General features: G+C 62.7%; 17 protein-coding genes. 14 read left to right on the forward strand and 3 right to left on the reverse strand.

Annotated features, from left to right (window positions below):
* Positions 1–6: 6 nt before the first annotated feature.
* The 14 genes from ACTJK4_RS07845 to ACTJK4_RS07910 all read left to right on the forward strand — a co-directional run bounded on the left by ACTJK4_RS07845 (position 7) and on the right by ACTJK4_RS07910 (position 14,835).
* A complete protein-coding gene (locus tag ACTJK4_RS07845) occupies positions 7–546 on the forward strand; it encodes a DUF3305 domain-containing protein (RefSeq protein ID WP_316869999.1) in 540 nt (179 codons plus the stop codon).
* 11 nt (positions 547–557) lie between these two features.
* A complete protein-coding gene (locus ACTJK4_RS07850; RefSeq protein WP_433864998.1) occupies positions 558–1,130 on the forward strand; it encodes a DUF3306 domain-containing protein in 573 nt (190 codons plus the stop codon).
* Positions 1,131–1,210: 80 nt separating this feature from the next.
* Entirely contained in the window at positions 1,211–3,370 is a 2,160-nt protein-coding gene (locus ACTJK4_RS07855; RefSeq protein WP_440817293.1) for a 4Fe-4S binding protein, read from the forward strand.
* A 44-nt stretch (positions 3,371–3,414) separates the two neighbouring features.
* Positions 3,415–4,086: a TorD/DmsD family molecular chaperone gene (locus ACTJK4_RS07860; RefSeq protein WP_232040736.1), complete on the forward strand. Its 672-nt coding sequence runs from the start codon at positions 3,415–3,417 to the stop codon at positions 4,084–4,086.
* 235 nt (positions 4,087–4,321) lie between these two features.
* The gene (locus ACTJK4_RS07865; RefSeq protein ID WP_260801974.1) at positions 4,322–4,573 is read left to right on the forward strand and encodes a ubiquinol-cytochrome c reductase iron-sulfur subunit N-terminal domain-containing protein; all 252 of its coding nucleotides are present in this window, start codon (positions 4,322–4,324) and stop codon (positions 4,571–4,573) included.
* 67 nt (positions 4,574–4,640) lie between these two features.
* A complete protein-coding gene (locus ACTJK4_RS07870) occupies positions 4,641–7,646 on the forward strand; it encodes a molybdopterin-dependent oxidoreductase (protein WP_260801973.1) in 3,006 nt (1,001 codons plus the stop codon).
* A 16-nt stretch (positions 7,647–7,662) separates the two neighbouring features.
* A complete protein-coding gene (gene fdh3B, locus ACTJK4_RS07875) occupies positions 7,663–8,331 on the forward strand; it encodes a formate dehydrogenase FDH3 subunit beta (RefSeq protein WP_232040733.1) in 669 nt (222 codons plus the stop codon).
* Positions 8,328–8,573, forward strand: a complete 246-nt coding sequence (locus ACTJK4_RS07880; protein WP_440817297.1) for a hypothetical protein — start codon at positions 8,328–8,330, stop codon at positions 8,571–8,573. The genes fdh3B and ACTJK4_RS07880 overlap by 4 nt, the downstream gene beginning before the upstream one ends.
* A 31-nt stretch (positions 8,574–8,604) precedes the next feature.
* Positions 8,605–9,768, forward strand: coding sequence for a formate dehydrogenase subunit gamma (locus ACTJK4_RS07885; protein ID WP_260801972.1), 1,164 nt, complete (start codon positions 8,605–8,607; stop codon positions 9,766–9,768).
* Positions 9,769–9,803: 35 nt separating this feature from the next.
* The gene (locus ACTJK4_RS07890) at positions 9,804–10,121 is read left to right on the forward strand and encodes a hypothetical protein (protein ID WP_260801971.1); all 318 of its coding nucleotides are present in this window, start codon (positions 9,804–9,806) and stop codon (positions 10,119–10,121) included.
* Positions 10,122–10,202: 81 nt separating this feature from the next.
* Positions 10,203–10,754 (forward strand): superoxide dismutase family protein, encoded by a 552-nt coding sequence (locus ACTJK4_RS07895; RefSeq protein ID WP_232040729.1) that lies wholly within the window; start codon positions 10,203–10,205, stop codon positions 10,752–10,754.
* Between the two features lie 90 nt (positions 10,755–10,844).
* Positions 10,845–11,720: a formate dehydrogenase accessory sulfurtransferase FdhD gene (locus ACTJK4_RS07900; protein ID WP_440817301.1), complete on the forward strand. Its 876-nt coding sequence runs from the start codon at positions 10,845–10,847 to the stop codon at positions 11,718–11,720.
* Between the two features lie 195 nt (positions 11,721–11,915).
* Positions 11,916–12,482 (forward strand): dCTP deaminase, encoded by a 567-nt coding sequence (dcd, locus tag ACTJK4_RS07905; protein ID WP_004632155.1) that lies wholly within the window; start codon positions 11,916–11,918, stop codon positions 12,480–12,482.
* A gap of 73 nt (positions 12,483–12,555) precedes the next feature.
* On the forward strand, positions 12,556–14,835 hold the full coding sequence (locus ACTJK4_RS07910; RefSeq protein ID WP_440817305.1) for an Orn/Lys/Arg decarboxylase N-terminal domain-containing protein: 2,280 nt from the start codon (positions 12,556–12,558) through the stop codon (positions 14,833–14,835).
* An 83-nt stretch (positions 14,836–14,918) separates the two neighbouring features.
* Here the strand turns inward: ACTJK4_RS07910 and ACTJK4_RS07915 are convergent, their stop codons facing one another.
* The 3 genes from ACTJK4_RS07915 to ACTJK4_RS07925 all read right to left on the reverse strand — a co-directional run bounded on the left by ACTJK4_RS07915 (position 14,919) and on the right by ACTJK4_RS07925 (position 18,324).
* Entirely contained in the window at positions 14,919–17,078 is a 2,160-nt protein-coding gene (locus ACTJK4_RS07915) for a T6SS phospholipase effector Tle1-like catalytic domain-containing protein (protein WP_440817307.1), read from the reverse strand.
* Positions 17,075–17,614: a DUF3304 domain-containing protein gene (locus ACTJK4_RS07920; RefSeq protein ID WP_440817310.1), complete on the reverse strand. Its 540-nt coding sequence runs from the start codon at positions 17,612–17,614 to the stop codon at positions 17,075–17,077. The genes ACTJK4_RS07915 and ACTJK4_RS07920 overlap by 4 nt, the downstream gene beginning before the upstream one ends.
* Before the next feature lie 149 nt (positions 17,615–17,763).
* Entirely contained in the window at positions 17,764–18,324 is a 561-nt protein-coding gene (locus tag ACTJK4_RS07925) for a DUF3304 domain-containing protein (RefSeq protein ID WP_440817313.1), read from the reverse strand.
* Positions 18,325–18,583: the final 259 nt, after the last annotated feature.

Raw genomic sequence — 18,583 nt, forward strand, 5'->3', positions numbered from 1 at the left:
AAAACCATGGATGCCAGCGAGCCGTTGTCCAACGATCGTCAGACGGAGCGCCCGTCCGTACGGGTGGCGGTGGTGCTGTGCCGCCGCCCGACGGCCAGCCGTTGGCAGCCGTTCCAGTGGCGGCTGGAGGCTGTCGTGCCCGATCTGGGCGAATACGGCACCGCACCGCGCTGCCTGGATCGTGCCGACGATGAAAAGGGCGACGAGCGCTGGCTCACGCCCGGCTTCTCCGTCACGCTGTTTCGCGACGAGGCCGAAGGCTACTACCTGAACGTGACTTCCGCCGCGCCCTGCTGGTTTGTGCTGTGGCGTCTAGGCGAGTCGGGTACGGCCGACGAGGGCCGGGCGATTCCGCATACGGTTTCGCTGAGCTACAACGAGGCTGGCCGCTGGCTCGACGGTGGCGAGACGGTCGAAAATGTGCCGTTGGACGCCGCAGCGCTGGAATGGCTGCAGGCGTACGTGGCTGAAAACTACCGGCCCGAGCCGAAGAAGCGGCGCCGGCCGGAGTCGTTCCTGCCGCCGGAAGATCGCGCGAAGTTCTGAGCGAGGCCGCTGTGAGCGACGAAACTTTCCTCTCGCGCTGGTCACGCCGCAAGGCAGCAGAGCGGCGGGGCGAACCCGAACCGGAAGCGGCCCCGCCCGCCGAGCCGGCGCCCGTTGTCGTGCCCGAAGCGTCGACGGTCGAACCCGCGCCCGAGGTGCCACCCCCGCTCACGCTGGAAGATGCCGCCAAGCTGACGCCATCCGATGATTTCGCGCCTTTCGTCGCGCATGGCGTGGACGAGGCCGTCAAGCGTGCCGCGCTCAAGAAGCTCTTTGCCGATCCGCATTTCAATGTGATGGACGGCCTCGATACCTACATCGACGATTATTCGCAGCCCGACCCCATCCCGCCTGAGATGCTGCGCGAGCTGCGCCATACGGCGGGATTGCGATTGTTCGAGCCGCTGGAAGAAGAGGATGCAGCTGCGCCAGCAGGAATCGAACCAGTATCGGACGCTTCGCCTGCTTCGCCCGCTGTGACCGGCGAGACGCCGCCTGAACCCGCCGATGCCGAGTCGCCCCTTGTTGAGGACCCGGCCCAGGCAACCCCGCATGGCGGCGCTAAGCCGCCGTCCGTAGAATAAAAAAAGTACCGCGCGGCAACGACCGCGCGGCCATGTCTCCACAGCCCGCGCCATGCACGTGGGCGCTCACGCACAAATCCATGCCGACGCTGCTCTGCAGTTGCAATCACACCATGCCCATCGATGCCGATGCGGTGGGCGACGCCCTGCGCGCGTCTGACGCCGCCGTCGACGCGCCAGGCAAGACGCACCACCTGCTGTGCCGCCGCGAGATCGGCGCGTTCACGCAGGCGCTGGAGGGTACGGAAGACGTCATCGTCGCCTGCACGCAGGAAAAGGCGTTGTTTGCAGAGGTGGCCGCGCAGCACGAGGGCGTGACGGCGCCGATCCATTTCGTCAACGTGCGCGAAACGGGCGGGTGGTCGGCGGGGGCCAAGCGCGATGCGCGTGGTTTCCGTGCCAAGACAGCGGCGCTGCTGGCCGTCGCTGGGTTGCCGGCACCTGACCCCGTGCCGGTGGTCGATTACCGCTCCGACGGCAACGTGCTGATTGTCGGTCCGGCTGAGCGTGCGATGCCCTGGGCGGAACGCCTGGCCGACCAACTGAGCGTGACGGTGCTCGCCACCGGACGCGATCGCGCAAGCGGCCCGCTCGCCCCGCCGATGGCGCGTCGCTGGCCCGTTCACGCGGGCGAGCTGCAGGAGGTGACCGGCTGGCTTGGCGCGTTCGAGGTGCAGTGGCGCAACCGCAATCCGATCGACCTTGACCGCTGCACGCACTGCAACGCTTGCATCGATGTCTGCCCGGAAGGCGCCATCGACGCGCTTTACCAGATCGACCTGGATGGATGCCGCGACCATCGCGCGTGCGTCAAGGCGTGCGGCGATGCAATGGCCATCGATTTCAGCCGGGTGGAGGCACCCCGGGCACTATCGGGCCAATTCGACCTGATCTTCGATTTGAACGATACGCCGGCGTTTGCGCGGCATCAGCCGCCGCAAGGCTACTTCCATGCGGGCGCAGACGCGGGCCGCCAATTGACCGCTTCGCTGGCACTGCTGCAGATGGTGGGCGAGTTCGAGAAGCCCAAGTTCTTCCAATACAAGGAATCCATCTGCGCGCACGGGCGTAACGGCCAGGTGGGCTGCGACGCTTGCGTGCAGGTGTGTTCCGCGTCGGCGATTGCGCCGCAGTGGAAGGATGGCCGCGGCAGCGTGCACGTCACGCCCAATCTGTGCGTGGGCTGCGGCGCGTGTACGACCGCGTGCCCGACCGGCGCCATCACCTATGCCTATCCCAGCGCGCCGTACCAGGGGCGCAAGCTCAAGACGCTGCTGAGCACGTATGCATCGGCGGGTGGGCGTGATGCCGTAGTGCTGCTGCATAACGGTGGGCGCGGCCGCACGCTGATCGAGCAACTTGGCCGGGCCGCGCGTATCGGCAACGCCCAGGGCGTGCCAGTGAATGTGCTGCCGGTCGAGGTCTTCCATGCGGCATCGACGGGGTTGGACTTATGGCTATCCGCATTGGCTTACGGCGCCGCGCGCATCGCCATCCTGCTGACGGAAGACGACGCACCGCAGTACCGCGCGATGCTGGCCGAGCAGGTTGCCGTGGCGCAGGCCATGCTGCAGGGCCTTGGCGAACCGGCGGATGAGGCGGGCGTGGTGCTGATCAACGTGGCGGATGCGGTGGCGCTCGACGCGCGCCTGGGCAGCGCTGACGTATCGGCCCCGCTGCGCGGTTTCCGCCGTGACATGGCGGCCGCCACCTTTGCAGTGGCCGCGGCAAAGCGCGAGACGCTGGACTTCGCGCTCGACCATCTCGCGCGTCACGCCAAGGCCACCGAGGCCGTCTTCCCGTTGCCGGCCGGCGCACCGTTCGGCGCCATCACCGTGAACCGCGAACGCTGCACGCTGTGCATGGCGTGCGTGGGCGCGTGCCCATCGCAGGCACTGCGGGATCAGGCCGAGCGCCCCGTACTGGCCATGATTGAGCGCAACTGCGTCCAGTGCGGCCTGTGCGAAACCACGTGCCCTGAAAGCGCCATCGCCCTTGTCCCGCGTCTGAACCTGTCGGCCGAAGCTCGCCAATCGATCACGCTCAACGAGGCCCAGCCGTTTCACTGCATCCGCTGCAACAAGCCGTTTGGCACCGCGCAGATGGTCACGACGATGCTGGCCAAGCTGGGCGCGCATCCGGCGTTCTCGGGTGCCGCCGCCGAGCGTCTCAAGATGTGCAGCGATTGCCGCGTGATCGACATGATGCAGCACGGCGAACGCCCTGGCGCCCCGCACTGAAAACCGCCCATTGAAGCCGCGCATTGAAGCCGATCCCTGATCCCATGACCGACGCCCAGCCCCTGCAATTCCAGCCCGCCGCCACGCCTGCCGACAGCGCCGAGGATCTCGCCCGTGCGGACCTGTACGGCCTGCTCGCCACGCTGTTCTTCCGCGCGGCCGACGCTGATTTGCTGCAGCGCATCGCCGCCGCGCCGCTGGACCCGTCAGGCGACGACGCTATCGCCCCGGCCGATGCGGAAGCTGCCGCCAGCAGCGCGCTCACCCAGGCGTGGCGAAAGCTTGTTGCCCGCGCCGGCAAGACCACCGCCGAGCAAGCCGACGACGAATACACCGAACTGTTTATCGGCGTCGGCAAGCCCGAAGTGTTCTTGTACGGCTCGTACTACCAGGCCGGTTTCATGAACGAAAAGCCGCTCGTGGTGTTGCGCGACGACCTGCGCCGCTACGGCCTGGAGCGCGCCGAGGGCATCACGGAAACCGAAGATCACCTCGCTACGCTGTGCGAGGTCATGCGTTACCTCATCGCCGGGGACGATGTTGCTGTTGCCCGCGTTGAGGAGCAGCGCGCTTTTTTCCAGCGCCATCTGGCCCCATGGGTCGATACAGCTTGTGATGCTGTATTGCAGCATCCGCGCGCCGCTTTTTATGCCGACGTGGCGGGATTGGCGAAGGCGTTTTTCGACGTCGAGCGGCTCGCGCTGGAATTGGCGTGACCGCAATGTGGTCGACTGCCTAAAAATTGAGCGGTCGGCCAAGAGTCGCGCCCCGTCCGCGTCACGGCGGACCGGTTCAAATCGTACTCATTGAAAAAATTCATCGGTAAATCGTCAGGAAAATCCCTGTGTGAGGGGTTTTAGGCATGGTTTTCCCATGCCGTTACTCCTAAAATGTGTTCAAAAATTCCTATTACATTCGGTCATCGGTTTGAATGAGCCGGGGAGCATCGAAATGCCAGGTCCGAACACCGTCCCTCACGCCCGCCCCGAGGCCGATTCCGCTGAATCCGGCCCCACGCGCCGCCGCTTCCTGATGGGCGCCGCGGTGGCCGCTGCCGCAGCAGGCACCGCCGCCACGGCCAGCCATCTGGTGCAAGCGCCCGCCGCCACTGCCACGCCACCGGCTGACGCCGCTGATGACGGCGCCACCGGCTACCGGCTGAGCGAACACATTCGCAAGTACTACAAGACGACGTGGATCTGACACGGCCGCATGCGCGCCGCTGCTACTCCATCGTCATTGCACGCACCCCTCATCCTCAGGTGACCTCATGCTTCTGACCCGCAAACCGGCGGTACAGGACACCAAAGCCGCACCGGCCCGACGTTCAAACGGCCAGGGCGCCACATCGCTTGCCGGCAGTCTGGCTCGCAGCCTGGCCGGCGCGCTGCCGACCATGGACCGCCGCACCTTCCTCAAGCGCTCCGGTATCGGCGTTGGCGCAGGGCTGGCCGCGACGCAGCTTTCGCTGGTGAAGAAATCGGTGGTGGGGGAGGCCCAGGCCGCCGAAGGCAAGGGCGATATCGTCGTGCGCCGCACGGTGTGCTCGCACTGCTCGGTCGGCTGTTCGGTGGATGCCGTCGTGCAGAACGGCGTGTGGGTGCGCCAGGAACCGGTATTCGACTCGCCGATCAACCTGGGCGCGCACTGCGCCAAAGGCGCTGCCCTGCGCGAGCACGGTCACGGTGAATACCGCCTGAAGACGCCAATGAAGCTCGTGGACGGCCGCTACCAGCGCATCAGTTGGGAGCAGGCGCTCAACGAGATCGTCGCCAAGATGAACACGATCCGCCAGGAAACCGGGCCGGATTCATTCTTCTTCGTGGGTTCGTCCAAGCACAGCAACGAGCAGTCGTACCTGCTGCGCAAGTGGGTGTCGTTCTTCGGCACCAACAACTGCGACCACCAGGCGCGTATCTGCCATAGCACCACCGTGGCCGGCGTGGCCAACACCTGGGGCTACGGCGCGATGACGAACTCGTACAACGACATGCAGAACGCCAAGTGTGCGTTGTACATCGGCTCGAACGCGGCCGAGGCGCATCCGGTGTCGATGCTGCATCTGCTGCACGCCAAGGAAACGGGCTGCAAGGTCATCGTGGTCGACCCGCGCTACACGCGTACGGCCGCCAAGTCCGATGAATACGTGCGCATCCGCTCGGGTACCGACATCGCCTTCCTGTTCGGCGTGCTGTATCACATCTTCAAGAACGGTTGGGAAGACAAGCAATACATCCACGATCGTGTCTACGGCATGGACAAGGTGCGCGAGGAAGTGCTCACCAAGTGGACGCCGGACAAGGTCGAGGAAGTGTGCGGCGTGCCTGAGGCCCAGGTGCACAAGGTTGCCGAGATGATGGCGATGAACCGCCCGAGCACGCTGGTGTGGTGCATGGGCCAGACGCAGCACACCATCGGCAATGCCATCGTGCGCGCATCGTGCATCGTGCAATTGGCGCTGGGCAATATCGGCAGGTCGGGCGGGGGCGCCAATATCTTCCGTGGCCACGATAACGTTCAGGGCGCGACCGACGTGGGGCCCAATCCGGACTCGCTGCCCGGCTATTACGGCCTCGCTGCTGGCGCGTGGAAGCATTTTGCCTCCGTGTGGGGCCTCGATTACGACTGGATCAAGGGCCGCTTCGCCTCGCAGGCGATGATGGAAAAGTCTGGCACCACCGTCTCGCGCTGGGCCGACGCGGTGCTCGAGAAGAACGAGCTGATCGACCAGGACAACAACGTTCGCGCGGTCTTTTACTGGGGCCACGCACCGAACTCGCAAACGCGCGGGATGGACATCAAGCGTGCGCTCGACAAGCTCGACCTGCTCGTGGTGATCGACCCATACCCGTCAGCCACGGCGGCCATGGCCAACATGCCCGCCGCCGACGGCACGCCACCTAATCCCAATCGTGCCGTCTATCTGCTGCCGGCTGCCACGCAGTTCGAAACGTCGGGCTCATGCACGGCATCGAACCGCTCGCTGCAATGGCGCGAAAAGGTCATCGAGCCGCTGTTCGAATCGCAGCCCGACCACGTGATCATGCAGGCCTTTGCTGATCGCCTTGGCTTCGGCAAGGAGCTGTCGAAGAACTACAAGATCACCGAATACAAGCGCGCAGGCATGACGTGGCGCGAGCCGGAGATCGAATCGATCCTGCGCGAGATCAACCGCGGCAACTGGACGATCGGCTACACCGGCCAATCGCCGGAACGCCTGAAAGCTCACATGCGCAACATGCATCTGTTTGATGTGCGCACGCTGCGCTGCAAGGGCGGCAAGGACGCCGAAACAGGCTACGACCTCACCGGGGATTACTTCGGCCTGCCTTGGCCGTGCTACGGCACGCCGGAACTCAAACACCCTGGCTCGCCCAACCTGTACGACACAAGCAAGCATGTGATGGAGGGCGGGGGCAACTTCCGCGCCAACTTTGGCGTGGAGCGCGACGGTGTCAACCTGCTGGCCGAAGATGGCTCGTTCTCGCTGGGCTCGGAGTTGACGACAGGCTACCCCGAGTTCGATCACGTGTTCCTCAAGAAACTGGGCTGGTGGGACGACCTGACCGACGCCGAGAAGAAGGCCGCCGAAGGCAAGAACTGGAAGACCGATTTGTCGGGCGGTATCCAGCGCGTGGCGATGAAGCACGGCTGCCACCCGTTCGGCAACGCCAAGGCCCGCGCGATCGTGTGGAACTTCCCAGACGGCATTCCGCAGCACCGCGAGCCGCTGTATTCGACGCGGCCCGACATGGTTGCCAAGTACCCCACGCATGACGACAAGAAGGCCTTCTGGCGCCTGCCCACGCTGTACAAGACAGTGCAGCAGCGCAATATCGAGAACAAGGTCTACGAGAAATTCCCGATCATCCTCACCTCCGGCCGCCTGGTGGAGTACGAGGGCGGCGGCGAGGAGACGCGCTCCAACCCGTGGCTTGCCGAGCTGCAGCAGGAGAACTTTGTCGAGATCAACCCGAAGGCTGCAGCCGACCGTGGTATCCGCCACAACGATTTCGTCTGGGTCAAGACGCCGACCGGCGCCCAGATCAAGGTGCGTGCGCTGGTGACGGAGCGCGTGGGCGTCGACCACGCCTTCATCCCGTTCCACTTCTCGGGCTGGTGGCAGGGCAAGGATCTGCTCGATTACTACCCGGAAGGCGCACACCCGATCGTCCGTGGCGAGGCCGTCAACACGGCCACCACCTACGGCTACGACTCGGTGACGATGATGCAGGAAACGAAAACGACGGTCTGCCAGATCGAGCGGTTCGCATAAGGACGGGGAGATCAACATGGCACGCATGAAATTCATCTGTGATAGCGAGCGCTGCATCGAATGCAACGCTTGCGCCACGGCCTGCAAGAACGAACACGAGGTGCCCTGGGGCGTGAACCGCCGCCGCGTGGTCACCATCAACGACGGCATGATCGGCGCGGAGAAATCCATCTCCGTGGCGTGCATGCATTGTTCCGATGCGCCGTGCATGGCGGTCTGCCCGGTCGACTGCTTCTACCGCACCGAAGACGGCGTGGTGCTGCACGACAAGGACGTCTGCATCGGCTGCGGCTACTGCTCCTATGCGTGCCCGTTCGGCGCGCCGCAGTTTCCGAGCCAGGGCACGTTCGGCGTGCGCGGCAAGATGGACAAGTGCACGTTCTGCGCGGGTGGCCCCGAGAAGAACGGCAGCGAGGAAGAATTCGAGAAGTACGGTCGCAACCGCCTGGCCGAAGGCAAGCTGCCACTGTGCGCGGAAATGTGCTCGACCAAGGCGCTGCTTGGCGGAGATGGCGATGTGATTTCCGACATCCTGCGTAACCGGGTCATGAAGCGCGGGAAGGGCGCCGAGTTGTTCGGGTGGGGCACGGCCTACGGCGGTGGGCACGGCAAAGGCAGCCAGGCAGCGCCGGCTACCCCCGCCGCCCCCGCCGCGCCTGCTTCAACGCCGGGGGCGCAATCATGACCGCCCGGGCCCGCTCGACCAGCCTGCTGATCGCCCTTGGCGCCGCGCTGTTGCTCGGTGCCTGCGGCGAACGCCCGCAAACCGCCTTTGCCTCGCGCCGCAAGGACGACGCGCCAGCCTACAAGGGCGCAGAAGGCGATCCGTTCATGGCCAAGAACTGGACGCCCGGTGACCGCACGAGCTGGGAGAACCAGATCCGAGCGCGCGGCCAATATCAGAACGAGTACAACAAGACGCCGTGACGCCATGACACGTACGAGCGGAGGTTCGTCCATGGGCACTTCCTGGAAGCACTTTGCGATGGCCGTGTTGCTCGGCGCAGCGGCGGCGTTGGCGAGCGCGCAGCAGCCGGCCAGCGCGCCGGCGGCCAACAATGCCCCCGTCAATCCGGCCGTTCAACCGGCGCAACCGTTCTCCAACATCGTCTCGGAGAATGTGTTTGATCTCCAGAAGCGTGATCTCGCTAAAGAGGCGCGGGACCAGGCCGCACGCCGCGTCACGCGCCCCGGAAACAACGCGCCCGTCTGGCGCGAGGTGAACTCCGACCAAGCGCATTACGCCAGCATTCCCGGGCTGGAGGCCGGCGTGCTGATCCAGCGCACGGGGCAGAAATGGCGGCTGTTCCGCAATGGCGTGATCACCGTGTGGGGCGGTTGGCTCGTGGTGCTGGTGCCGCTGCTCATCCTGGGGTTCTTCCTGTGGCGCGGCACGATTCCCCTGAAGGAAGCGCCTACCGGCCGCAAGATCGAGCGCTTCACGCCGACCGAACGCTACGTGCACTGGACCATGGCGATTTCCTTCGTCACGCTGGGCATCTCGGGCATCGTCATGCTGTGGGGCAAGCATTTTCTGCTGCCGATCCTTGGGCACCAGTTGTTCGGCTGGCTGACGTACATATTGAAAAATCTCCACAACCTGGTGGGGCCGCTGTTCACGGTCAGCATCATCGTGGCCTTCGTAATGTGGGTGCGCGACAACCTGCCCCGCAGTGGCGACATGAAATGGCTGCTGAGCCTGGGCGGCATGTTTGCCGGCGAGCACGGCGCCGAAGTGCCGTCGCACCGCTTCAATGCCGGCGAGAAACTCTGGTTTTGGGGCGGACTCGTCGTGTTCGGGCTGGTCCTGTCGGCCTCGGGCTGGACGCTCGATCGCATCGTCCCCGGCGTGGATTACTACCGCAGCACAATGCAATTGGCCGAGGTCATTCACGCCATTGCGGCAGTGGGCATGATCTGCATGTCGCTGGGCCACATCTACATGGGCACGATCGGCATGGAAGGCGCTTACCGTGCCATGCGCGACGGCTATGTCGACGAAGCGTGGGCGAAAGAGCACCACGAGCTGTGGTACGACGACGTCAAGGCCGGCAAGATTCCTGCGCAGCGGACCCAACCGCCTGCGCCGCCGGCACCGAGCGAGCAGCCCGCCAAGTCATGACGCCATCGACCGCCACCGATTCAAGGAACCTCACCATGCATGCATCTGCTCTGAGCCGCGCCGCAGGTATGGCACTTGCTGCCGCCATGCTGAGCCTGACAAGCGGACTGGCCGGCGCCAAGCTGCCGGCACCGACGGAAGAACAGAAGGCACAGGCGGATCTGGCGAAAGCCAAGGCAGCCTGGGGCGACAAGGTGGCCGCGTTCCAGACATGCAAGGCCCAGGACAAGGTGGCGGCGTCCTACCAGGCCGGCGGCAAGGCTGCGCATACGCAACCGGGCGCGCCGTGCGTTGACCCGGGGCCGTTTGTCGCGCCCGTGCCTCCTGCACCTGCACCGGCGGCCAAAGGGTGAACGTTGTTGCCAATGTTGCGTGTTCATCATCCGGCAGTACAATCGTCCGCTCCCCGAGTGAACCCTGACTGGAGGTGACACATGAAGCAACTCGTGATTGCACTCGCCGCGATCGGCCTGATGGCCGGCTGCGCATCGAACTCAGCGTCGACGGCCAAGGCGGCGAATGCCGGTGACGGCGCCATGGCGGCCTCGGCCGTGCTGGCACCCAAGAGCGGCAGTACCGTGCAAGGCAGCGTGAAGCTCGCGCAGCAAGGCGACAATCGGGTTGCCATCGCCGTGGATATTTCCGGTTTGCCGGCTAACGGCATGTTCGGTTTCCATGTGCATGAAAAGGGCGATTGCTCGTCGGCGGATGGCAATAGCGCTGGCGGCCACTTCAACCCGACCGGCCAGCAGCACGGTGATCCGCGTCACGGCGCACACCACGCCGGCGACATTCCGATGCTGCAATCCGATGCCAACGGCAAGGCCGTCGGCTCGATCGTTCTTTCCGGCGTGACGCTGTCGCCTGGGCCCACCAGCTTGGTCGGCCGCGCGCTGGTCGTCCACGCAGGCAAAGACGACTACATGACCCAGCCCACCGGCAATTCCGGCGGGCGCATCGCCTGCGGCGTGATCGTGGCGAACTGATCGCCCGCACGCGGTACCTGCTCCCGGGCAGGTACCAGCCGCACCATGCGCACGCTTGCCGTGCGCATTTTTATTTGAACGAAGACATTGATGCCGCTGCGCCCTGAATTGACCAACGCTTCCGTTCCACTGCTTGACGAGGTTGAAGTGCTCGACGAGCTGGGCCGCGCACGCAGTGTCTTCATCCCCGGTGAGCGCCCGCTCACCGTCTACCTCGACAAGCGCGAACTGGTCACGCTGATGACGCTGGGCGGTGCCCCGGAAGCGCTCGTACTCGGCTATCTGCGTAACCAGCGCCTGATCGGCAGCATCGAAGACATCGCCTCCATCCAGGTCGACTGGGAAACCGAATCCGCTGCCGTCACCACGCGCGGCGGTATTGCCGATCTGGATGAGAAGACCGCCCGCCGCACCGTGACCACCGGCTGCGGGCAGGGCACCGTGTTCGGCTCGCTGATGGACGAGATCGACGGCATCCATCTGCCGCCCGACGCGCGCATGACACAGACAACTCTGTATCGCGTGGTCGACGCCATCCGCCTGCAGCAGTCCATCTACAAGCAAGCGGGTTCGGTGCATGGCTGTGCGCTGTTCGATGCGCGCGGCGGGCTGCTGCACTTCATCGAAGACGTGGGCCGCCACAATGCCGTGGATGCGATCGCCGGCCTCATGTGGCTTGAAGGAATGGAGGGCGGCGACAAGATCTTCTACACCACCGGCCGCCTGACTTCCGAGATGGTCATCAAGGGCGCGCAGATGGGCATTCCGTTCCTGCTGTCGCGCTCGGGCGTTACGCAGATGGGCCACCAGATGGCGCAGCGGGTCAATCTGACGCTATTTGCGCGGTGCACTGGGCGGCACTTTTTGCTCTACACGGGGCGAGACCGGTTTGTGGCCGAACCGGAGGTGGCCGGCACAGTGGGGCCGCGCGGAGAGTTGCCCCAGGCAGCGGAATCCGGTCGCTGATCTACCCTGGTGGGTTCGATAAGGCCAGCGCAAGCCATCGGCCGCTACGGGGTTTTCCGTCACAGGTTTGGGAGTACAATCCGCGTTCCAAACCGGCCCCAGCCGCGGGCCCGGCCGCTGGCGTGACCAAATGGGGACAGTTTTCGCACCGCGAAGGCTGCCCCCATTTGTTCATCCAAGGTATCTGGACGCTCCATGAGCATCAAATCCGACAAGTGGATCCGCCGCATGGCCGAGCAGCACGGCATGATCGAGCCGTTCGAGCCCGGCCAGGTGCGTGAATCCGACGGCCGCCGCATCGTCTCCTACGGCACGTCGAGCTACGGCTACGACATCCGCTGCGCCGACGAATTCAAGATCTTCACCAACATCAACAGCACCATCGTCGATCCGAAGAACTTCGACGAGAAGTCCTTTGTCGACTTCAAGGGCGATGTGTGCATCATCCCGCCGAACTCGTTCGCGCTGGCCCGCACGATGGAGTATTTCCGCATCCCGCGCACCGTGCTGACCGTGTGCCTGGGCAAGAGCACGTACGCGCGCTGCGGGATCATCGTGAACGTCACGCCGTTCGAGCCCGAATGGGAAGGCTACGTGACGCTGGAGTTTTCCAACACCACGCCGCTGCCCGCCAAGATCTACGCCGGCGAAGGCTGCGCGCAGGTGCTGTTCTTTGAGAGCGACGAGGAATGCGAAACCTCGTACAAGGATCGTGGTGGCAAGTATCAGGGCCAGCACGGTGTGACGCTGCCCAAGACCTAGTTTTTGTAGTCCGTTTCCGCGCGTTCAGGCGTATCCGGAGCGGTGCCTTTAGCTTCATCCATAAGGAACCACGATGAAATTCCGTTTTCCCGTCATCATCATTGACGAGGACTTCCGCTCCGAGAACATCTCCGGGTCGGGCATTCGCGCGCTGGCCCAGGCCATCGAGCAGGAGGGGATGGAGGTGACTGGTCTCACCAGCTATGGTGACCTGACCTCGTTCGCCCAACAGTCGAGCCGCGCGTCCACCTTCATCGTCTCGATCGATGACGATGAATTCATCAACCCGGACAACGACAAGCCCGAACCGGAAGCGGTTGAAAACCTGCGCGCCTTCGTGGCCGAGGTGCGTCGCCGCAACGCCGACATTCCCATCTTCCTGTACGGCGAAACGCGCACCTCGCGCCATCTGCCGAACGACGTGCTGCGCGAGCTGCATGGCTTCATCCACATGTTCGAGGACACGCCCGAGTTTGTGGCCCGACACATCATCCGTGAAGCGCGCAACTACCTGGATTCACTGCCGCCGCCGTTCTTCAAGGCGCTGATCGACTACGCGCAGGACAGTTCGTATTCGTGGCATTGCCCGGGGCACTCGGGCGGCGTGGCGTTCCTGAAGAGCCCGGTGGGGCAGGTGTTCCACCAGTTCTTCGGCGAGAACATGCTGCGCGCCGACGTCTGCAACGCTGTGGAAGAACTGGGCCAACTGCTCGACCACACGGGCCCCGTGGCCGCGTCTGAGCGCAACGCTGCGCGTATCTTTGGCTCGGATCACATGTTCTTCGTGACCAACGGCACGTCGACATCGAACAAGATGGTGTGGCACGCCAACGTGGCGCCCGGCGACATCGTGGTGGTGGACCGCAACTGTCACAAGTCGATCCTGCACGCGATCATGATGACGGGCGCGATCCCCGTGTTCCTGATGCCGACGCGCAACCACTTCGGCATCATCGGGCCGATCCCGAAGAGCGAGTTCGAGCCCGAAACGATCGCCAAGAAGATCGCCGATCACCCGTTCGCCAGCCAGGCCAAAAACAAGAAGCCGCGCATTCTGACCATCACGCAGGGCACGTACGACGGCGTGCTGTACAACGCCGAGATGATCAAGAACATGCTGTCGACCGAGATCGACACGCTGCACTTTGATGAAGCGTGGCTGCCGCATGCGTCGTTCCACCCCTTCTACGAGGACATGCACGCGATTGGTCACGGCCGCCCGCGCAGCAAGGACGCGCTGGTGTTTGCCACGCAGAGCACGCACAAGCTGCTGGCCGGCCTGTCGCAGGCCTCGCAGATCCTCGTGCAGGACTCGGAAACGCGCAAGCTCGATACGTACCGCTTCAACGAGGCGTATCTGATGCACACGTCGACGAGCCCGCAGTACTCGATCATCGCTTCGTGCGACGTGGCCGCGGCAATGATGGAAGCGCCGGGCGGCACTGCGCTGGTGGAAGAGAGCATTGCCGAAGCGCTGGACTTCCGCCGCGCCATGCGCAAGGTGGAGCAGGAATACGTCGGCACGAACGGTGGCAGTGGACGTGGCGACGACTGGTGGTTCAAGGTCTGGGGCCCGAATGACCTGTCCGACGAGGGCATCGAGGACCGCGAAGCCTGGATGCTCAAGGCCAACGAGCGCTGGCACGGCTTCGGCAACCTGGCCGAAGATTTCAACCTGCTCGACCCGATCAAGGCCACCATCATCACCCCGGGCCTGGACGTCGATGGCAAGTTCAGCGACTCGGGCATCCCGGCCGCCATCGTGACGCGCTACCTGGCCGAGCACGGCATCATCGTCGAGAAGACCGGCTTGTACTCGTTCTTCATCATGTTCACCATCGGCATCACCAAGGGCCGCTGGAACTCGATGGTGACCGAGCTGCAGCAGTTCAAGGACGACTACGACAACAACCAGCCGCTATGGCGTGTGCTGCCGGAGTTCGTGCGCCAGTATCCGCAGTACGAGCGCATCGGGCTGCGCGAGCTGTGCGACAGCATCCACAGCGTCTACCAGGCCAACGACGTGGCCCGCGTGACGACCGAGATGTACCTGTCGAACATGGAACCGGCGATGAAGCCGTCGGACGCCTGGGCAAAGATGGCTCACCGTGAAACCGAGCGCGTGGCAATCGACGACCTGGAAGGCCGCATCACCGCCATCCTGCTGACGCCGTATCCGCCGGGCATTCCGCTGCTGATCCCTGGCGAGCGCTTCAACAAGACGATCGTGCAGTACCTGCAATTCGCCCGCCAGTTCAACAAGCTATTCCCGGGCTTCGAGACCGACATTCATGGTCTGGTCGAGGAAGAGGTCGACGGCAAGATGGGATATTTCGTCGACTGTGTGCGCTGAGTTTCAGGTGCACAAACAAAAACGCCGCGCTGAGTTGATCAGCGCGGCGTTTTTGTTTGGAGGCGGTGCTGCCCATGGACCCGCTAGCTCAAGCGATCAAAGGCTTGGAAACCCCCCGACATTGGCGGAATGCGCGGCGGCATCCGCTCTGAGGCCGCTTTGTTGCGCTGGGCTCTCGCCTCAACAATACGCTGTTCGTTTTCGTGCTTGACCCTGTCACGAATGATCTTGTCTCCGTGATCGCCAAAGTAGATGCGCCGGAACTTCGCCAGCCCATAACCATTCAGTTGGAACTCGGGCATGCCAAAGCCGATAAAGCCAGCCATTGAGTCATGCACGTAGGCATCGAAGAAGCCGCCAATCGCTTCCGGAACGGGGCGACTCCGCAGGGCTTCCAACAACCGCATGACGTCTCGCTCGGGCGCGCTTGCGTTCCGCACTTCTGGGTACATGTTATTGGCAAGCCACTGCCGCCACCGTGCGAGTACGGCTGGCGCTTGTTTGGCGATGGCATCAGCCTGGGCTTGCCGCGCATCGTTCTTTATCGGGCCACTCTGGTGTTCCACCGCGTGGTAGATCGCGCCCGCGGGGCTGCCCAGCGATCTGGCGGCCGCCTTCTTTGCCGCGGCTCCAAATTCAAACGGGCTCGTTAAGGCCTCGCCATGTTGTTCGACGTCCTCTCGATTGAGCTGCATGCGTTGTTCGAGGTGATGGCAGGATGCCGCAACCATTTGAATGAGCGCGCGCTGGGTGTGCAGCATCCACGTGGATTCGCCCTGGAAATCCTTACCTTGGTCTGCGTTGGGTTCAACCCGAGCGCGTTGGTATTGGGGTGTCTTATGAAAACCCGCTTCCAGTAGTTGCCAGCGGTGGCTGAAGTACCAGCTCAGATGCTGACGTGCCATTTCTTCAACCGGGCCAGGTTGGATGTTGGCTTGTTGGTAGTAGGTGGCGAAGGCGTCAAGGGTGGCTTTAGAAGGGGCCAACGCATCAAAAATCTGTTGCTCCCTTCGTTCTGCAAGCTCTTCTGGCAAGTAGAACGGCACACCCGCCGCAAGTGCCGCACAGTACATCTCAAAACCCGGTACGCGAGCGAGTTGGAGATCGGTGTTTTTGCCGTCGCGGCTCCAATCGGCCTTGCCTAGCGCCAGCGGCATGTACCCGCCGCCCACGTCGGAGTGCGAACCGGGGAAAACGTACTCCTTGCAGTTGGGCGGATACTTGCCATCGACGCGCACGGAGTCGAGCGGGAAACAGGCGCGGATTTCATGACCCGCAACCAGATGCAGACATTGCTCCACCGCCGGGTGGATCTGCATGTTGTCGTCGGCCCAGTCTTGCCTGCCTTCTGTAATCGGGTACAAGCCCGCCAGCCCCACCGACGCCACTGTGTCGAAGATACCCAAGAACTGTATCCGCAGCGGGATGCCGGCAAAGAGCCAACCGCCGTCTTTCTCTTCGCACAACTGGTAGAGGCAGTTCACAAAAGCACGTGCCTCCGCGGCCCCTCGCGAGAAGCCGAACACGCTCAGGTTGATTTGCCGCAGTTCCGGCTTCCGGCCACGGATTTTTGTCTTGAGCCGCGCCTGGTAAACGTCTTTCAGTTCACGAAGCCGTCTCTTGTAGTTCAAAGTCTGCTGCGTGTTGAGCAACGCCTGGAAGGGGTTTGCTGAAACAGCAAACCGCTTGGCGAAGTTGGTGGGCGAGAAGCTTAGTGGGTTGCACAGGTCTTTAGCTTCGCTGTCGGAAATCAACTTAGGGCCGACGTGGTACCGATGAACGGCATTAAAGATCTGAATTAACGCCCAAAAGATGCGCGGCGCACCACCCCAACCCGCGGCGGATCCAAGCGGATTGGGAATGCCAGGAATCACCTTTCCGTCGTCACCCACCTTGTCGAAGGGCGTGCCGACGCCGGGAACGTAATAGGCATAGTAGGCATCCGTTCCCTTCTTTTCCTTCAAGTCTGGATAGGCGTGATAGAGGCGCACGACATTGGTGTGTTTTTGATGGCGTGGGTCGCCCTGATGCTTCTTGTAATCTTCATCTTCGTTGTTGCCTGTGCCATCAAAGAACATGCCGACGAAGAGGTTCCCATCGCAAGACGGTATGTGGCTCTTGGGGAGCAGGGCGTTTAAAGCACACATGCGCTGCATGGTTTCTTTCTCGCTTAGCGGGCGCTCCTTGCTGCGGGCTTGGCCAAGGTTCAGGTCAGGGTTTAGCGCGAAGTCGATCGCTGTCATACATCTCCTCCTTCTTCTCGAATTTCGCGGATATTGCGCTCCCATCGCTCGTTGATGGTCCATGGAGCCCAGTCTTCTTTGGGTAAGGGATATTCGGCATTTCCGAGAGCCCACTTGGAAACGACCACCTTGACGCGATGGTTGTCGTAAAAATGGACCTGAAGGGTGCCAAGGTTTTCGGAGGTGTATTCCGGAATATCCACAACGGCTTCTTGTGGCGGCGGTTGCGAACCTGGTCCCTCAATGCCGTATCCGTAAGACCATTCCACCTTCGCCTTCATGCCTCGATGCCAGCGTTTGGGTATTTCGATGCAGCAATTGAATTTCCCGCCTCCACTTTCCGGCCCAATGTTGGGTCCGCCGGCGCCATTGACAGAGAAGCCGGCAATGGACTGGTCTTTCATGTGGTTGTAGCCTGTCACTTCCACGGTGGCCTTGTTGTCGAGACAACTGACAATCAACCCCATTACCAGAATCGGCGCTAGCCATTGCATGGCGTTGCGCAGTCGGGACGTGTAGTTTTTTAATGTGTGCATAGGCTGATCACCCTCTCACTCAGCGGGCGCTCCTTGCTGCGGGTTTGGTCAAGTTTCAGGTCAGGGTTTAGTGCGAAGTCGATATCAGTCATGGTTCGTGTTGATTCGATTTATCGTGTCATCATTTTTCTTGGGAAATGGCGCAGCCGTTAAGGATCTAGCCCTGGACCATCGCAGCGTTCATTCTTTCCCTCGCCCGTGCGGTGATACTCGATCAAGTCCTGTCGGGTTTCCCATGGCGCTTTTTCTTCCTCCCGCAGTGGTCCGCAAGGGCTTCTAATGCCGAATTTCGATACGACGACCTTGACGCGATGGTTGTCGTAAAAGTGGACCTGCACGGGGCCGAGGTTTTCAGAGGTGTATTCCGGAATATCGACCACGGCTTCTTGATGAGGAGGTTGCGAACCCGGTCCCTCAATGCCGTACCCGTAAAACCACTCGACCTTCGCCTTCATGCCTCGATGCCAGCGTTTGGGGATTTCTATGCAGCAATTGAATTTTCCTCCTCCACTTTCCGGGCCAATATTGGGGCCGCCGGCGCCATTGACGGAAAAACCGGCAATGGACTGGTCTTTCATGTGGTTGTAGCCTGAAACTTCCACGGTGGCTTTGTTGTCGAGACAGCTGACGATGAGTCCCATTACCAGAAACGGCGCGAGCCACTGCATGGCGGTGCGCAGTTGGGGGGTGTGGTTTTTTAACGCGCGCATTGGTGCATCTCCTTATCTCCGCGATGGCGTTGTGATTATTGTTATTCGACATGCCGCAGATAGCGTTCGAAGCAATGTGGGATTCGGGCGATTTTCCCAACAATTCCTGCGTAATCACGTCAAGATTTGTGTCGCGTTATTGGCGCCGGCAGAAGGGCGCAGGTAAGGAGGCGCAACGGCGGTAGTTCTGGAAAGAGCTATGCCGTGTGTTATGGAGTGATGCTTTAGGAATTTGACCGCCGCAAAAGCAGCGGCCAAA

This window comes from Ralstonia sp. 22111 (genome assembly GCF_052045895.1).
Lineage (GTDB): Bacteria > Pseudomonadota > Gammaproteobacteria > Burkholderiales > Burkholderiaceae > Ralstonia > Ralstonia wenshanensis.

Bases quoted from the DNA above. Each gene is read 5' to 3' on its own strand.
- ACTJK4_RS07845 (WP_316869999.1), top strand. From the start codon at position 7: ATGGATGCCAGCGAGCCGTTGTCCAACGATCGTCAGACGGAGCGCCCG.
- ACTJK4_RS07855 (WP_440817293.1), top strand. From the start codon at position 1,211: ATGCCGACGCTGCTCTGCAGTTGCAATCACACCATGCCCATCGATGCC.
- ACTJK4_RS07860 (WP_232040736.1), top strand. From the start codon at position 3,415: ATGACCGACGCCCAGCCCCTGCAATTCCAGCCCGCCGCCACGCCTGCC.
- ACTJK4_RS07865 (WP_260801974.1), top strand. From the start codon at position 4,322: ATGCCAGGTCCGAACACCGTCCCTCACGCCCGCCCCGAGGCCGATTCC.
- ACTJK4_RS07870 (WP_260801973.1), top strand. From the start codon at position 4,641: ATGCTTCTGACCCGCAAACCGGCGGTACAGGACACCAAAGCCGCACCG.
- fdh3B (WP_232040733.1), top strand. From the start codon at position 7,663: ATGGCACGCATGAAATTCATCTGTGATAGCGAGCGCTGCATCGAATGC.
- ACTJK4_RS07880 (WP_440817297.1), top strand. From the start codon at position 8,328: ATGACCGCCCGGGCCCGCTCGACCAGCCTGCTGATCGCCCTTGGCGCC.
- ACTJK4_RS07885 (WP_260801972.1), top strand. From the start codon at position 8,605: ATGGGCACTTCCTGGAAGCACTTTGCGATGGCCGTGTTGCTCGGCGCA.
- ACTJK4_RS07890 (WP_260801971.1), top strand. From the start codon at position 9,804: ATGCATGCATCTGCTCTGAGCCGCGCCGCAGGTATGGCACTTGCTGCC.
- ACTJK4_RS07895 (WP_232040729.1), top strand. From the start codon at position 10,203: ATGAAGCAACTCGTGATTGCACTCGCCGCGATCGGCCTGATGGCCGGC.
- ACTJK4_RS07900 (WP_440817301.1), top strand. From the start codon at position 10,845: ATGCCGCTGCGCCCTGAATTGACCAACGCTTCCGTTCCACTGCTTGAC.
- dcd (WP_004632155.1), top strand. From the start codon at position 11,916: ATGAGCATCAAATCCGACAAGTGGATCCGCCGCATGGCCGAGCAGCAC.
- ACTJK4_RS07910 (WP_440817305.1), top strand. From the start codon at position 12,556: ATGAAATTCCGTTTTCCCGTCATCATCATTGACGAGGACTTCCGCTCC.
- ACTJK4_RS07915 (WP_440817307.1), bottom strand. From the start codon at position 17,078: ATGACAGCGATCGACTTCGCGCTAAACCCTGACCTGAACCTTGGCCAA.
- ACTJK4_RS07920 (WP_440817310.1), bottom strand. From the start codon at position 17,614: ATGCACACATTAAAAAACTACACGTCCCGACTGCGCAACGCCATGCAA.
- ACTJK4_RS07925 (WP_440817313.1), bottom strand. From the start codon at position 18,324: ATGCGCGCGTTAAAAAACCACACCCCCCAACTGCGCACCGCCATGCAG.